Here is a 16,223-nt window from a genome sequence, read left to right on the forward strand (position 1 = left end):
GCCTCGGACGTGGACGCCAACGGGCGGCTATCGATAACGGACAGAGGTGATCTATGGCATCGGTTGCGCAATTTCTTCGCTCAAAAGTTTCGCAGACAGTGTGGACCACAGAGGCGTCCGCATCGGTCTACGACGCAATCGCGATCATGGCGTACCGGAAGGTGGGCGCGCTGATCGTCGCACATCAGGGGCGCCTCGCCGGTATCGTCACGGAGCGCGACTACGCACGGAAAATCGTGCTGATGGACCGCTCATCAAGGGATACGCCGGTGCGCGACATCATGTCGGCGGAGGTGCGCTACGTCAGTCCGCATCAGACCACCGACGAATGCATGGCGGTCATGACAGAACATCGCATACGGTATCTGCCCGTGATTACGGCGGGGCAGGTGATTGGCATGGTGTCGATCGGCGATCTGATCAAGAACCAGATTGCCGAGCAGGAACTCACCATCCGGCAACTGGAGCACTACATCCATGGCAACGGTTTTCACGCTGGCCGTAACGGCGTGCAGACACATTCGGCGCAACTATGATGACCTGAAAATATTACTGTTCGTAATTTAAAGCGTGTGCTCTTTGGGCGCGCGATGCAGGTAGCCCCGACATACCAATGGAGAAATTTTTTATGTTCACGCAATTCGTCAATCAACTTCGACGTGCTGCCGGTGCGGTGACGCGCGGGACCGCGGCGCTCGGCCTGGCGGGCCTGCTCGCGCTTGGCGCCGTGGCATCGAATGATGCCGAAGCGAAGCGGGTGGGCGGCAGTCAAAGTATCGGGCGCCAGTCTCAGGCGGCGTCGCCGTCTGGGCAAACGCAGCGAAGCCAGCAAGCCCAGACGGCGCAACAGACCGCGCAGACGCCTGCAGCCGCGGCAGGTAACCGCTGGATGGGCCCGCTTGCGGGCCTCGCCGCTGGCTTGGGCATTGCGGCGCTGCTGTCGTCGTTTGGTCTGGGTGAAGGGCTCGCGCAAATGCTGTCGAATGCGCTGCTGATCGGCCTCGTGGTTCTCGCGGGCGTGATGTTGTTCCGCTTTATCGCCAACCGACGCCGTTCGGATCTGGCGTATGGACATGGCGCCGCGAACCGGCAGCAGACCAACGGTTCATCGCTGTTCAACCAGTTTGGCCAGGCGCGTTCTGACGCGAGGTCGGGCAACTGGCCGGCTACCGCGATGGGTTCGACGGGAGTTGCAGGCGCCGTGAAGGCGCCGGAACTCGCGCTCGGGTCCGACCAGGCTGCCTTTCTGGCATCGGCGAAGACCCTGTTCATGCGTCTTCAGAGCGCGTGGGACCGGAACGACCAGGGCGACATGTTCGAGTTGACGACGCACGACATGTTCATGCGGCTCAAGCAGGATCTGGAAGCTCAAGGCGGCAAGCCGGGTGTGACGGAAGTGACGCAACTCGACGCCGAAGTGCTGGGCACGGAGAGCAACGCCGATGAAACGCTGGTCAGCGTGCGCTTCTATGGTCGGATGCGAGAGGACGACGCGCAGACTGCCGAGCCGTTCCAGGAGATCTGGAATCTGGTGAAGAACGCGCAGGGCGGTCAGGCGTGGCGTCTGGCGGGTATCCAGCAGATCAACCACTAACCGCGCATTGTTGTAAGGGCATCGGCCTGCTGCATGTCAGCAGGCCGATGCCGTTTGTATTGCCCGGCAATCGCCGTCGAACATGTACGGCGCGAGTCGCACGGCCCTGAGTCCTTCAGGCGCCATCCAGTTCCCCGGTGTTTTCCCCTACGCAATTCATGTTGACTCATCCGTCGACGACGACCAGACTGTGTTCAAGCAAAGTGTGATCACAGGTCACAGATTACAGATCGCCAGTCCCGATTCAACGAAAAACTGAAATGGCCACACGCACGAATTCCGAATTGCCCGAACTCGAACTCGTTGCCCGGGAGACGATGGCGGGCCGCGTCTATGCGCAGCTCAGGGAAGCGATCATGACGGGACGCTTTGCGCCCGGCCAGTTGCTGAGCCTGCGCAGCGTTGCGGAAGCAGTGGGCTCGTCCACGATGCCGGTGCGCGCCGCGCTGACGCGCTTGCAGGCCGAAGGCGCGCTGATCGACGGCCCGGGCCGCGCACTCATGGTGCCGCCAATGACGCCCGAGCTGCTCGAAGAGTTGCGCGACGTGCGGGTCGCGCTCGAAGGTGCCGTCGCCAGACGGGCGGCATCGCGGATGACGCGTGAGCATCTCGATGCTCTGCAGAATGTGTTCGACACGATGGACGCGCATGTCGAAGCGGGCGACGTCCCCGCCTACCTGCGCAGCAATTTCGAGTTTCATATTGCGATCTACACGCACGGCGCAAGCGACATCACGCTGGCGACCATCCAGAACCTGTGGATGCGTATTGGTCCGTTTTTGAATCTCGTCGCGCCCGACATCCCGCATATGCGCCGGTCGATGGCGGCGCATCGCCATATCGTCGAGGCGCTGTGGCGTGGTGATGGCGAAGGCGCGCGCGCGGGGATCGAAGAAGACATCAGCGACGCGGCGGCCGATCTCCACGAACGCTTGAGGAGCGCGGTACAAGGCAACGAAGTCGGCAACGAACAGGCACGCGCCTGATTCCAGCAAACACAAATCCCGGAGACAGGTAATGACGGTACTTCACATGCTGAAGCCGCGCGCGGGCCTGCGCGTGCTCATTACAGGTGGCGCTTCTGGCATCGGACTCGTAATCGCTCGCGCGTTCGTCGAAGTGGGCGCACGCGTGCATGTCTGCGATGCGAGTCAGAAGGCGATCGATGCGCTCATGAAAGCGGAAGAGAGCACGGAGATCAATCGCATTACCGCGACACTCGCCGACGTCGCGGATCAGGATGCCGTCGCGCGCGTGTTTGCCGACGTGCAGACCGAACTCGGCGGCCTCGACGTGCTCGTCAACAACGCGGGCATCGCGGGGCCGACGGGCGGTATCGACGAACTCGATGTGCGCGAATGGGAGAGCACGATCAACGTGAATCTCAACGCACAGTTCTATTTCGCTCGCCGCGCGGTTCCGCTTCTGCGGGAGGCGAAGGACGGCGGCACGATCATCGCGCTGTCGTCGGTGGCGGGCCGGCTTGGCTATGCGTTCCGCACGCCCTATGCCGCGACGAAATGGGCGATTGTCGGTTTGACGAAGAGCCTCGCAATCGAACTGGGGCCGTCGAACATCCGCGTCAATACGATTCAACCGGGCATCGTGAAAGGACCGCGTATCGAGCGTGTGATTGCCGCGCGCGCGAAGCAGATGAACGTGTCCTACGAAGAGATGGAGAAGGAGTATCTCGCCAAAATTTCCCTGCGCCGCATGACGGCGCCGGAAGAAGTGGCCGCCACGGCGCTGTTTCTGTGCTCGCCTGCGGGCAGCGGTATTTCGGGTCAAGCAATCTCTGTCTGCGGAAACGTTGAAGTCCTTTAACGCACGAGGCTTAAATGGCAACGAAACGCAAGGTCATCATCACATGCGCGCCGACGGGCGCTATCCACACGCCGTCGATGTCGCCGTATCTACCCGTCACGCCGCAGCAGATTGGTGACGCCGCGCTGGCGGCCGCAAAGGAAGGCGCTGCAATCATCCATCTGCATGCGCGCGATCCGGTTGATGGCCATCCGACGCAGGACCCCGCTGTGTTTCAGGAATTCCTGCCGCGTATCAAGGCCGAATGCGATGCGGTGATCAATCTCACGACAGGCGGCAGCCCGCACATGACGGTCGCGGAACGTCTGAGACCCGCGCATCATTTTCAGCCGGAAGTAGCGTCGCTGAATATGGGCTCGATGAACTTCGGCCTGTATCCGATGCTCGATCGTTTCAAGGAACTGAAGTACGACTGGGAACGCAAGCACCTCGAAAACAGCCGCGATCTCGTGTTCAAGAACACCTTCGCGGATATCGAATACATCCTGACGTCGTGCGGCGCGAATGGCACGCGCTTCGAGTTCGAGTGCTACGACATCTCGCATCTGTATAACCTCGCGCATTTCGTCGATCGCGGACTCGCGAAGCCGCCGTTCTTCGTGCAGAGCGTGTTCGGTCTGCTCGGCGGTATCGGCGGACATCCTGAAGACCTGGCGCATATGCGGCGCACGGCGGACCGGCTGTTCGGGAAAGACTATGTCTGGTCGATTCTCGGCGCTGGCCGCAATCAGATCTCGCTCGGTTCCATCGGTGTCGCGCAAGGTTCGAACGTGCGCGTGGGTCTCGAAGATTCGCTGTGGATCGAACCTGGCAAGCTCGCGGAATCGAGCGCTGCGCAGGTGAAGAAGATTCGCCAGGTGATAGAAGGCCTGTCGCTCGACATTGCCACGCCTGCCGAGGCGCGCGAGATGTTGCAACTCAAAGGTGCGAACAACACCAACTTCTGACAGCGGAGGCCATTGTGAGTGCCAGGCTGAAAGTAGTCGCGATGCCGACGGGTTGGCTGACCGTCGATCGCTCTTCGCAGGTCTACGGCCGCTATTTCGGCCAGTCGATAAAAGTACCCGTCTGGTCGACGGCTATTGTCGGCGCGCAGAAAAAGATTGTCGTGGATACGGGTGTGCATGATCCGGGCTGGGTGTCGAATTTCGTGTGCCCTTGCGATCAGGCTCCCGAAGAAAAACTCGAACGCGCACTCAAGGAGTACGTCGGCTGGAGCGCGGACGAGGTCGAAATCGTCATCAATACCCATCTGCATTACGACCATTCGGGCGGCAACACGCTATTCAAGAATGCACGCTTCATCGTGCAGGCGAAAGAGTGGGAGTACGCCGGGCATCCGCTGCCAACGCAAGCGACGTACTACCAGGAGTTTCTGATCGGCCGTGAGCCGCTGGCCTATTTCCGCTGGCAGTTCGTGCATGGCGTCACCGATATCGTGCCGGGCGTGCGCGTGGTCCCGACGCCGGGCCACACGCCAGGTCATCAATCCGTTGCCGTCGATACGGCAGACGGCGTCGTGCTGATCGCGGGCGATTGCGCGAACTGCATGGAGAACATCGTCGATCTCGTGCCGGTCGGCATCGTGCACGAAACGCTCGCGGAAATCGGCTCGCTCACGCGCATTCGTCAGATCGCCGATTTCGTGATTCCTGGCCACGATCCCAACGTCGTGCCGGGCAGCGCAGGCATCGCATTGCCGGCAGGCGCGCGCCTGCCGCATGTATCAACTTCTGGCTAAAGCGTAGTTCAAGACAATAAGCGAACGTTTGGAGGAAGACATGAAGGCATGGACGCAATCGATTCGTCATGCGGGCCGGGCAGCGCTCGGCCTGCTATTCGCGGCGACGCTCGCGGTATCGGGGCAGGCGCACGCGGCGGGCAAGTACAAGATCTTTCTGTCGATGAGCTATGTCGGCAACGACTGGCAGACAGAAGCCGCAAACATGGTCAAGGCAATGGCGGAAACGCCCGCGCTCAAGGACAAGGTGGATCTGGAAGTGCAGGTCGCGGGCACCGACGCGCAGAAGCAGATCCAGCAGATCAACTCGATGGTTCAGGCGGGCGCGAAGGCCATCATCATCTACCCGATTTCGCCGACCGCGTTGAATCGCGCGATCAAGAACGCGTGCTCGAAAGGCGTGGTCGTCGCAGCGTATGACGGCGAAGTCACCGAGCCGTGCGCGCACAACGTGACGATCGATCAGCATCAGGCGGGCACCGTCACGGCTGAATGGCTCGCGAAGACCTTGAACGGCAAAGGCAACATCGTGCTGATCAATGGCGTGCCGGGCACGTCGGTGGATCGTGCGCGCACCGAAGCGGCAAAGGCGGTGTTCGCGAAGTATCCGGGCATCAAGATCGTCGCTGAAGGCACGGGCATGTGGAGCCAGGCGACCGCCAAGACCGAGTTGTCGAAGATTCTCGCAACCAACAGCTGGGACAAGATCGACGGCCTGTGGATGCAGGTCGGATGCTTCACGGCAGCGTCGATGCAACTCGAAGCGGGAATCGCCGATGACAAGATCAAGCCTTGCGCAGGCGAGTCGTCGAATGGTCACCGCGTGCAGATGCTGCCGCCGGGCGAAGTGAAGGGGCAGGGCGCGTATCGCTCGATTGGATATCGTTCGATTTCATACGGCGCGCCGCCGTATTCCGGCGCGATGGCACTGAAGATGGCCGTGCAGAAGCTCGACGGCAAGGACTTCCCGCAACGTATCACGCTGAAGCTGCCGCTGGTCGAAACGCCGCAATCGAAGCTGTGCAAGACGGGCAGCATCGACGAACTGAAAGCGGGTTGCACGGCCTTCATGCCGGACAAGGTGCCGCCGGGCTGGTTCGCGGACATCTATTCCGAGGACACGAAGGAAGTCGGCTTCAACGCAGCGCTCACGGGCAAGCAGGACTGAGGGTTCGCCATGAACGACGCTTCTCTCGCCATCGACCTGTCGAACGTGACCAAGCGGTTTGGCGCGACCGTTGCGCTCGACGGGGCGTCGTTCCGGGTCAGGCGCGGCACCGTGCACGCCTTGCTCGGCGAGAACGGCGCGGGCAAGTCCACGACCGTCAAGCTGCTGTCCGGCCTGATGCAACCCGACGCGGGCAGTATCCGCGTGATGGGCAACGACGTGACGATGCGTGGCCCGAAGGACGCGCATCGCGCCGGCGTGCAGACCGCGTTTCAGGAAATGACGCTGGTGCGCGATCTGACCGTCGCGCAGAACCTGCTGATGTCATACGAGCCGACGGGTTTTCTCGGGCGCATCAAGAGCCGCGAGGCAATGCGCCAGGCGACGGAGTGGCTCGAGAAGCTGGAGCTTTCCGACGTGCGTCCCGGCGCGTATATCCGCGATCTGTCGCTGCCCGTCAGGCAGAAGATCGAGATCGCGAAAGCGATCACGCGTGATCCGCGAGTGCTGTTGCTCGACGAGCCGACCTCGGCGTTGTCGGGCGCGGACGTGGCGTGGCTCGCGCGGCGCATCGACGCATTGAAGACGAACGGCGTCACGTTCGTGTTCATTTCACATCGGATGCAGGAAGTGCGCGAGTTCTGCGACAGCCTCACGGTGTATCGCAACGGGCGGGATGTCGGCGAGTTCGAAACTGCTGCTATCTCCGACGATGAAGTGATCCGTCTCGTGATCGGCCGGTCGATGGAAGCGAAGTATCCGCCGAAGGAAGCGCCGCCTGAGATCGCGCAGGATCAATCGCGGCCGCCCGCCATCGAAGCGCGGCGCATCCGCGTAGACGGCGTCGTGACCGACTTCGATCTGAAACTCAAGGCGGGCGAAGTGCACGGCATTGCGGGCTTGCAGGGCATGGGCCAGCGCGAACTCTTCGAGGCGCTGTTCGGCGCGACCTATATCGACGACGGCGAAATTCGCATCGATGGAAAGCCGGTCACGCTCACGTCCACCGCCGATTCACTGAAAGCCGGCGTGTCGACCAGCTTCCTGCCGGAAGACCGCAAGACAGAAGGGCTTTTCCTGCGACTGCCGGGCGGCGAGAACGTGTCGCTGCCGGTGATCGGGCGATACACGCGTTTTGGGCTGATCGACCGCAAGCGCGAGCAGGCTGCGATCAGCCGCTCGCTTGCGCAGATGGAGGTCAATCCGCGCGCGTTGTACAAGCCGTGCCTGTCGTTTTCAGGCGGCAACCAGCAGAAGATCGCGATGGCCAAATGGATGCTCACGCAAAGCCGCGTGTGGCTGATGTTCGATCCGACGCGCGGCATCGATGTCGGCACCAAGCATCAGATTTTCGTGCTGATGCGCGCATTTGCGGCAGCCGGCGGCGCGGTGCTGTTCTATTCGACGGATGTTCCCGAACTCGTCAATGTGTGCGACCGCGTGTCGGTGATGTATCGCGGCCGCAATGTCGGCGAGCTGTCCGGTAATGCGCTCACGGAGGAAAGTGTGATGCGCAAAATGCTTTCCAGCTGAGAGGTTGGTCATGAAGATAGCCATAGCGTCGCCCGACAGCGAGATCGTGCGGCCAGGCGCGCGCGTGGGTTGGGGCGCGCGAATCGATCATCATCGCGGACTGATCATTGCGATCAGCGCGCTCGTGGCGATGCTCGTCGCGTGGATTTCGCTGTCGGCGACGCCCGTGGGTTTCTACGACATCGGCTCCGTCATTTCCAGCGCGACGACGCTTGCGCTCGCCGCGATCGGACAGACCATCGTGGTGCTGTCGGGCGGATTCGATCTGTCGGCGTCGGCTGTCGTGTCGCTTTCCAATGTGCTCGCGGTGCGCTTCGTGCAGGGCTCGCCCGTCGAGCAATGGATGGGTGCGGCGCTCATTCTCGCGATCGGCGGCGGCATCGGTCTGGTGAACGGCGCGCTGATCGCGTGGTTCCGGCTGCAGTCGATCGTGGTCACGCTCGCGACGATGTTCATGGTGCAGGGCATGACGCTGCTGATCCAGAACAAGCCGGGCGGCAGCGTCGGCGATCAGTTCGGCGCGGTGCTCACGTCGGATCTCATTGCCGAGCGGCTGCCGATGTCGGCGGGGCTTCTGATCGTGGCGCTGCTGGTCTGGACGTTCATCAGGCGTACGCGCTTCGGCGTCGGCGTGTATGCGCTCGGCAGCGATCCGGACGGCGCCTACGCCAACGGCATGCCCGTGACGCGCTATCGCATCGCGACGTATGCGCTCGCGGGCGTGTTCTATGCGGCGGCGGGCTTGTATGTGTCGGCGCAAACGGGCTCGGCTGATCCGCTTGTTGGACGTCCGCTGCTGTTGTCGATGTTCACCGCTGTCGTGCTTGGCGGCACGTTGCTCGGCGGCGGGCGAGGCGGTTGCGTCGGTACCGTCTTTGCCGCGATGACGCTGATGATCACGGTGAACATTCTGCTCGTGCTGAACGTGTCGGCGTTCTTCACGACGATCGCCGAAGCGATCATCCTGATTCTCGCCGTGCTGGGTTCGTCGATCGGCAAGCAGTCGGCGGCGCACGAATGCGCGCGTCACGCGGCGCAGTGGTTCAAGGCGGTGCGATCCGGCACGCGTGCAAAAAACGACGTCCATGCGCGCCGTGTGTCGTTCGAAGTGGATAGCTTCCGCACACTCGAAAACACGGAACTGAAGGGTCGCGCGATTGCGGACTGGATCGAGCGCAACCGCGAATGGGTGAAGTACGTGACGCCCGCGTATCTGTTGTTCTTCGCAGTGGTGGTGATCACCGGCATCGTGTACGGGCCGGCCGTGCTGGCAAGCGCGAACTTCTACAGCAGCCTGCTCACGCTTACATTGTTTCTCGCGATCCTAGGCCTTGGGCAAGGCGCAGTGATTCTGACGGGCGGCCTCGATCTGTCGATGCCCTGGCTCATCACGCTGTCCGGCGTGCTGCTGACGGGCCTCACGCATGGCCTCAACGAAGCGGCGGCGTGGGCGGTGCCCGTCGTGCTCGGTGTGGGTCTGCTGGTTGGTGTGTTCAATGGCGTGGGCGTCGTGATGCTCGGCCTGCCGCCGATCGTCGTGACGCTCGCGGCCAATGGCTTGCTGCAAGGCCTCACATTGATCTACTGCAATGGCTCACCGCAAGGCTGGTCGCCGTCTGTTATCAGCGAATTCACCAACGGCAGGCTCGGGCCGCTGTCGCTTGCGGGCTGGAGCGTGCCGCTGTTCCTCGTCGTCGCGCTGTTGCTGTTGCATCGCACGCCGTTCGGACGGCGCGTGTATGCGGTCGGCAACTCGCAGGTGGCGGCGAGGCTGTCGGGCGTACGCGTCGGCTCGACGCTGATTGCTGTGTACTGTCTATCGGGACTGTGTTCGGCGCTCGTTGGTCTGCTGCTCGCGGGCTTCAGTTCGCAGGCGTTTCTCGGCATGGGCGATCCGTATCTGTTGCCGTCGATCGCAGTGGTCGTCGTGGGCGGCGCGCTGATCACGGGCGGCCGCGGCCACTATCTTGGCGTGTTCGGCGGCGCGTTGCTGCTGACGGCGCTCGGCACGCTGCTCGCAGGCACGACAGTGCCGCCCGCCGTGCGCGACATCATCAACGGGCTCGTTGTGCTGGCGGCCGTCATCACGCTGCGTGACAAGCGTGCATAACGATCGAAAAAAGCGGAGGATAAAGCGCATGCAGACAGAAAGGACGGCGGTGATCGGCGCGGGACGTATCGGTCGCGCGTGGGCGATCGTGTTCGCGCGCAGCGGCTTCGAAGTGACGATCCACGATGCAGCCGCGCACATGCTCGAAGGCGCGCTACCCGCGATACGCGAGAGCGTCGAGGACCTGGCGTCATTCGATCTGCTCGATGAGCCGGTCGATACGGTCGTGGCGCGCATCACGGCATGCGAAACGCTGGCGGAGGCCGTTGCAGACGTGGATCTCGTGCAGGAGAACATCGCTGAAGTCGTCGACGCGAAGCGTGAATTGTTCGCGTAACTGGATCATCTGACGCAACCCGATGCGCTGCTCGCGAGTTCGACGTCGGGTCTGCCGGCATCGACTTTCACGGAAGGGTTGCAAGGGCGTGCTCGCTGTCTGGTTGCGCATCCGGTGAATCCGCCGTCGCTCGTGCCGCTCGTCGAGCTATGCGGTGCGCCGTGGACGTCGGCGCAGACGATGGAACGCGCGCACCGGTTCTACGAGCGGGCAGGACAGAAACCCGTCACCGTGAATCGCGAGATCTCGGGCTTTCTGCTGAACCGTCTGCAAGGCGCATTGCTCGACGAAGCGCTGAGTCTCTATGAACAGGGCTACGCAAGCGCCGCCGATCTCGACACCGTGATACGCGATGGCCTCGCGATGCGCTGGTCCTTCATGGGACCGTTCGAGACAATCGATCTGAATGCGCCGGGCGGCGTCGCGGATTACGCGTCGCGCTACGGTGGCACCTATCGCAGCATCGCGGCGACACGTGTTCCATTCGAATGGCAGGCTGCTACGCTCGACAAGGTCGATGCGGAACGTCGCGCCGTGCTGCCGCGTGAAGATATCGAAGCGCGCAGCCGCTGGCGGGATCGCCGCCTGATGGCGCTGCTCGCGCATCGACGCGCACTGAACGACGAGGAGTGACAGGCAGGACCGTCAACATCACGCCAACAAGGAGACAACGATGCCCGAAGTACGCTTGCTTGTGGATGCGAACAATCACCTCGGCGAAGGCCCGCTGTGGGACGTGAATGAAGACCGGTTGTACTGGATCGACAGCACGGCAGCGGAGATTTACAGTTGCCACGCCGACGGCAGCGAGGTGAAGCGTTTCTTCGTGCCGCGTCATATTGGATCGATGGCGTTGCGTGAGCGGGGCGGCGCGGTCGTGGCGCTCGCCAACGGGCTGCATTTCTACGACTTCGACGCGCAGACGGTCGAGTTCATTGCCGATCCGGAAAGCGACGATCCGGAAACGCGCTTCAACGACGGGAAAGTGGACCGGCGCGGACGCTTTATCGCGGGCACGATGTCGTATGACTTCGATCGCTACGACGCCGATCGCGGACAGCGCTCCACGCGCAGCGGCGGCCTGTACCGGCTGGACACGACGGGCGCGGTTACGCGGCTCGACTCGGGTATCAGTTGCTCGAACGGACCGTGCTGGAGCCCGGACAATCGCACGCTGTATTTCACGGACACGTACAGCAAGGAAATGTACGCGTACGACTACGACATAGAAACGGGCGCGGCCGCTAACCGGCGCCTGTTTGCATCGGCATGCAACATGGCGGGTACGTTCGACGGTGCGTCTGTCGACGCCGAAGGCTACGTCTGGTCGGCGCTCGTATTCGGCGGACGCATCTTGCGCTTTGCGCCGGACGGCAAGCTGGACCGCATCGTCGAGTTTCCCGTGCGCAACCTGACGAGCGTGATGTTCGGCGGCCCGAAGCTCGATACGCTCTATGTGACAACGATGGGACGCCCGATGTGGGGCATTCCGCAGAAAGAGCGCGATAAGGGCGGATTGTTTGCAGTGACGGGGCTGGGTGTACGGGGTTTGCCGGAGCCGCGATTCGCCGGGTGATGGGAGCCAGGGAAACTGCGCGATTTTCAAGCTTCTATCCCATCTGCTTAGCCTTGCTAAAAATGTCGGTGCGATTGCATTTTCTGAAACGTGTCTCGCCATTGAAGGCGTCAGGCGCCTATGAAACAATAAACGGAGATCACATATAGCAGGACATAGCGTGCATCATGGCTCATGACCCGCAGCGCCGCCGGACTGTTCAGCATTTCGCGCTCTACGGCGCGGAAGTCGACCCATCCCTGGTCGACATGGTGCATTACGAGCGCATTCCCCATCGTGCCGGCCGTTTCGACTTCGATATCAAGCCGCACGTCCATGATGCGCTGATCCAGGTGCTCTACGTCACCGGCGGGGGTGGCGAGACTTTCATCGACGGTAAGACCTGGGCGGTCGTTGCGCCATGCCTGATCGTCGTGCCGGCGCGCTCGGTCCACGGCTTTCACTTTCGCAGCGACATCGACGGTCACGTCATCACCGCCGCGCAGTCTGCGCTGGAATCGCTGGCGATGACGGCCGCGCCCGAGCTGCTGGAATTCATCCGTACGCCGACGGTGCTGTCAATCGATCCCAACGCTGAGCGCGGCACGCCGCTGGACACCCTGTTTCAGTCGATTGGTCACGAAGCGGCGAACCACGAGCGCTGGCAATTCACAGCCGGCGCAGCATTGACCATCACCCTGTTCGTCAAGATCGGGCGTCTCAGCGAGAGCGCCCGGCTTTCAGCCAGTTCCGAGCAGCGGACCATGGCAGCGCGGATCGAGCGGTTCCGCGCCCTGCTGGACCGCCATTGTCGCGAGCGCAGGCCGGTCGCCAGTTACGCCGATGAAATGGGCGTGACCACCGGCCAGCTCTCCCGTATCTGTCGTGCCACGTTCGGCGTCTCGGCAATCGAGGCAATCGATGCACGCTCGATCCACGAGGCCAAGCGGCTGCTCGGTTATTCGACGCTCAGCGTGAAGCAGATCGCGAGTGAACTCGGCTTTCAGGACGAGGCCTATTTCGGTCGCTTCTTTCGCAAGCAGACGGGACTCCGGCCAACCGAATACCGCTCTGCTGCCCGCGATCAATCGCCGCCGCCTCCAAAGGGACAAACGGGCTGACTCGACGTCGCCATCGCCGTCGGGTTGAGGCCGATAACCCCGCCCAGCTTCACGAACAGATGTTCCGGCCCGGAGTTGGTCAGGTTGTTGCCCCGCACATACTGGATCGGCCGTGCCGAGTCAAGCGCGATATAGCCAACCTTGCGCGCCAGAGCCTTCGTCGCGATCAGCGTCTCCAGCCTGGCAAGCGGCGCGCCAAGGCATTTGTGCATGCCGTTGCCGAAACCCAGGTGGCCGCTGGAATCTCGGTCGATATCGAATATTTCGCCTTCGGCAAACTTGCGGCTGTCGCGATTCGCAGCCGACAGCAGCAGTCGCACCACCGAGCCCTTGGGCAGATCAACACCCGCGACGGTGGTCGCCTCGGTGGTGATGCGGCTCACGCGCTGGACGGTACCGCGATAGCGCGCCACTTCTTCGACGAAACGTTCGGCGTCGGCGGGCGTTTCGCGGATACGTCCGAGCAGATCCGGCTGCTCGGCGAACATGCGAAAAGCGTTGGCGACAAGGATAGTCGTCGTGTCATGCCCGGCGATGAAGACGAAGGCGCATAACTCCTTCGCTTCTTTTTCCGAAAGCAGCCCGTCCTTCCACATGCGCGCGATATGCCCGCCGATCGACTGGCTGCCGGTGAGAGCAAGCCGCTCCATCGCCTCCTTCAGATAAGCGAAGAAAGCCTGCGCGCTCTGCTCGTCGGTGCCGGTCCCCGGCGCATTGCGTGCGAGACGGCCGAAGTAGCTAAAGGTCTCGTCCGACCAGAACTTCATCTTTTCCTCATCCTCGTTCGGCACGTCGATCATCGTGGAGATGGTCGAAATGCTGAGCGGGATCGCGAAATCGTCGACGACATCACCGCCGCCTCTGGCGATCATCGCGTCGAGCAGGTCTTCCGCTCTTTGCGCGATCTGTTCGATAAAAGGATCGAGCGCCAGCGGCAGGAAAGACGGCTGGACGACCTTGCGCAAGCGCGAATGGTCGGGTGCATCGAACAGCGTCAGGAACGTCAGCGGCGGCGGGCTGACGACCTCGGAGGAGAACAGCTTCGGGTTGCGGATTGCCTGATAGACATCGTCGTAGCGCGAGAGGAACCAAACGTCCGAAGTCGTCGACTGGCAACGCAACACGGGCGCATGCTCGCGCATCCAGCGGTAGTGGTCGTAAGGGTCGCCTTGCGAGCCGTCATCGACCACCTTGAACGGCTCCAGGCCCTCGGGCCAGTCCAGGTCGTGAGAATAGGGCGGCAGGGTGCTGGCCGTGAACGGGCAGACCTGCGGCGCGCTCGCCGGCACAGCAGGCGGAAGAGAGCGAGACGCTGCAGCAACTGATGCCGTCTTGCCTGGCGACATGCGCTCCAGCGCCCGGCTCATCGTGGCCTTTGAATGGAGTGCATGGCGTGCAATCAGGTCCCGTACCGCGCTCAGGTCGCCCAGTTCGAAGGCGGCGACAATGTCCCGGTGCTGCTGGACGATATCGCCGACCATCTCGACCTGGTCCGTCAAGGCGCGAGCGATATGGTCCTGCACGGCGAGTTGCCGGTAGAGCGCGATCAACTGGCTGTTCCCGGAAGCCTCGATCGTGAACATATGGAAAGCGTGATTTGCCTCAATGTAGCGTGCAACGTCGGTGAAGCGCCGCCCTGACACGAACGGCGCTGTCGCCTCGGCGAGCTGGCGGAAGGTGATCAATTGCTCGCTCGACAACCGGCCCATGGTCAGCTGGGCTGCACCCAGTTCGAGGACCATGCGCAGTTCGAAGGCTTCATCGACATCGACGGGCGCGATGCGCTCCTCGCCGGTCTGGACCACGAGGCCAGTGCCTGCAAACTTCTCGTAGTAGAAATTGCGCGGCGTCAGCCCCTCGGACGAGAGAAAGCTGCGTACCGCATCGACCATCGGCGGCGGGCCGCAGAGGTAGACATCCGCGTCGCCGCCGTTGAGCTGCGAGGCGGCGATGTGGTGAGTCACATAGCCCTTGTTGGGATAAGCACTGTCGGAACTGGAGACGGTGCAGGCGTAGGTGAAGTTCGGCAGGCGCTGCGCGTACATGTCGAGCCGGTCGATGCCAACCAGATCCTCATCGCTGTTCACGCCCAGGATCATGTGGATCGGGTACGGACTGCCGCCGTCCTCGACGATCTGGTCCAGCATCGAGAGGAACGGCGCGAGGCCCGTGCCACCCGCCAGAAACAGCACCGGCCGCTCGATGGGGCGAAGGTAGAAGCTTCCCATCGGGCCGCGAAACTCGATTGGGTCGCCTGGTTTGGCGGTTTCGCAAAGCCAGGTCGACATCATCCCTTGACGCACGTTGCGCACAAGGAAGGACAGATGCGGCTCGGACGGCCCTGAGCTGAACGAGTAGGAGCGTGTCTGATCGGTACCGGGCACCCGGATGTTGACATACTGCCCCGGAAGGAAGCTGAGATCCGCGCGGTTCTCGAGTTCGACCGAGAAGGCGATCGTGGTGTCTGACGCGCGTTGGCAGGCGACGATCCGCCCACTGTGAGAGGACGGACCGGTACCCGAGACATCGGAGTTCGTGGCGATCTGGATCACACAGTCGGAACGCGGGCTCGTCTGACAGGTGAGAATCCTGCGGGCGGCTGCCTCCTCCGGGCTAAGTGCCTCTTCCACGCAGTCGCCCAGAACGTACTCGCCGGACTCGCAGACCGCCTTGCAGGTGCCGCACACACCATCGCGGCAATCGAGTGGAATATTGATTTTGGCGCGAATGGCGGCATCGGTGATGCGCTCGTTCTCCTCGCACTCGATAAAGCGGGTCACTCCGTCCTCGAAACGAAGGGTTATCTGATGGGCCATCGGGGTGTCTCCTCTAGAGCCGCGCCAACGTACCGCTTCGATGGCGATTTGTTGGGCGGGGCGAGCGCGAGGAAGCCTTGTTTCTCGCGAGCGCCAGGTGGGTTTAATGGCGCCAATTTAGAGCCTGCGCCACGTTCCCCTCAATGGACAGAGACGACGTTAACCCGGACAAAACGTGCATCGTGGTCGATGCTGGAGGAATGTGGTGATCTGGATGTCGTCGGTGTTACAACTTGGTGGTCTCTTTGTCGCCGGGCTTCGCAACCTCTGGACGAGTCGCACGAGCATGCGCATTCCTCCCGATTGCCCGACGTTTTAGCTTTGAGAAAAATTCCGACAGTGTTGACCTGCCCAGTCAACAGACGCTAGCATGGACCTTATGCTTAATCTCAGCCAATCCCTCTCTCTGCTGGTCGACGCATGT

12 protein-coding genes and 1 pseudogene are annotated in these 16,223 nt (G+C 62.3%); 12 read left to right on the forward strand and 1 reads right to left on the reverse strand.

The window, feature by feature from the left end; genetic code table 11:
• Nucleotides 1-53 precede the first annotated feature (53 nt).
• From G3O01_RS22945 to G3O01_RS23000, 12 genes and pseudogenes are all read left to right on the forward strand, one after another.
• Nucleotides 54-536, forward strand: coding sequence for a CBS domain-containing protein (locus G3O01_RS22945; RefSeq protein WP_205807839.1), 483 nt, complete (start codon nt 54-56; stop codon nt 534-536).
• Between the two features lie 92 nt (nt 537-628).
• Nucleotides 629-1,594 (forward strand): TIM44-like domain-containing protein, encoded by a 966-nt coding sequence (locus tag G3O01_RS22950; RefSeq protein WP_205807855.1) that lies wholly within the window; start codon nt 629-631, stop codon nt 1,592-1,594.
• A gap of 260 nt (nt 1,595-1,854) precedes the next feature.
• Nucleotides 1,855-2,580 (forward strand): GntR family transcriptional regulator, encoded by a 726-nt coding sequence (locus G3O01_RS22955; RefSeq protein WP_205807859.1) that lies wholly within the window; start codon nt 1,855-1,857, stop codon nt 2,578-2,580.
• Nucleotides 2,581-2,611: 31 nt separating this feature from the next.
• Nucleotides 2,612-3,418 (forward strand): SDR family oxidoreductase, encoded by an 807-nt coding sequence (locus G3O01_RS22960; RefSeq protein ID WP_205807861.1) that lies wholly within the window; start codon nt 2,612-2,614, stop codon nt 3,416-3,418.
• 14 nt (nt 3,419-3,432) lie between these two features.
• On the forward strand, nt 3,433-4,365 hold the full coding sequence (locus tag G3O01_RS22965) for a 3-keto-5-aminohexanoate cleavage protein (RefSeq protein WP_205807864.1): 933 nt from the start codon (nt 3,433-3,435) through the stop codon (nt 4,363-4,365).
• Nucleotides 4,366-4,379: 14 nt separating this feature from the next.
• Complete coding sequence (locus G3O01_RS22970; protein WP_205807866.1) at nt 4,380-5,159, forward strand: N-acyl homoserine lactonase family protein; 780 nt, start codon at nt 4,380-4,382, stop codon at nt 5,157-5,159.
• 40 nt (nt 5,160-5,199) lie between these two features.
• Nucleotides 5,200-6,327 carry a sugar ABC transporter substrate-binding protein gene (locus tag G3O01_RS22975; RefSeq protein ID WP_205807868.1) on the forward strand — a complete coding sequence of 376 codons (1,128 nt, stop codon included), beginning with the start codon at nt 5,200-5,202 and terminating at the stop codon, nt 6,325-6,327.
• 9 nt (nt 6,328-6,336) lie between these two features.
• Entirely contained in the window at nt 6,337-7,860 is a 1,524-nt protein-coding gene (locus G3O01_RS22980; protein WP_205807871.1) for a sugar ABC transporter ATP-binding protein, read from the forward strand.
• 10 nt (nt 7,861-7,870) lie between these two features.
• Entirely contained in the window at nt 7,871-9,970 is a 2,100-nt protein-coding gene (locus tag G3O01_RS22985; protein ID WP_205807873.1) for an ABC transporter permease, read from the forward strand.
• Nucleotides 9,963-10,940, forward strand: a pseudogene (locus tag G3O01_RS22990) (3-hydroxyacyl-CoA dehydrogenase). Before G3O01_RS22985 ends, G3O01_RS22990 begins: the two are co-directional and overlap by 8 nt.
• 40 nt (nt 10,941-10,980) lie before the next feature.
• Nucleotides 10,981-11,883 carry an SMP-30/gluconolactonase/LRE family protein gene (locus tag G3O01_RS22995; RefSeq protein ID WP_205807876.1) on the forward strand — a complete coding sequence of 301 codons (903 nt, stop codon included), beginning with the start codon at nt 10,981-10,983 and terminating at the stop codon, nt 11,881-11,883.
• Between the two features lie 167 nt (nt 11,884-12,050).
• Nucleotides 12,051-12,983 (forward strand): helix-turn-helix domain-containing protein, encoded by a 933-nt coding sequence (locus tag G3O01_RS23000; RefSeq protein ID WP_205807879.1) that lies wholly within the window; start codon nt 12,051-12,053, stop codon nt 12,981-12,983.
• Here the strand turns inward: G3O01_RS23000 and benC are convergent.
• Nucleotides 12,947-15,799 carry a benzoate 1,2-dioxygenase electron transfer component BenC gene (gene benC / locus G3O01_RS23005; RefSeq protein WP_241024193.1) on the reverse strand — a complete coding sequence of 951 codons (2,853 nt, stop codon included), beginning with the start codon at nt 15,797-15,799 and terminating at the stop codon, nt 12,947-12,949. The genes G3O01_RS23000 and benC overlap by 37 nt on opposite strands.
• Nucleotides 15,800-16,223: the final 424 nt, after the last annotated feature.

This window comes from Burkholderia sp. Ac-20365 (genome assembly GCF_017104715.1).
Lineage (GTDB): Bacteria > Pseudomonadota > Gammaproteobacteria > Burkholderiales > Burkholderiaceae > Paraburkholderia.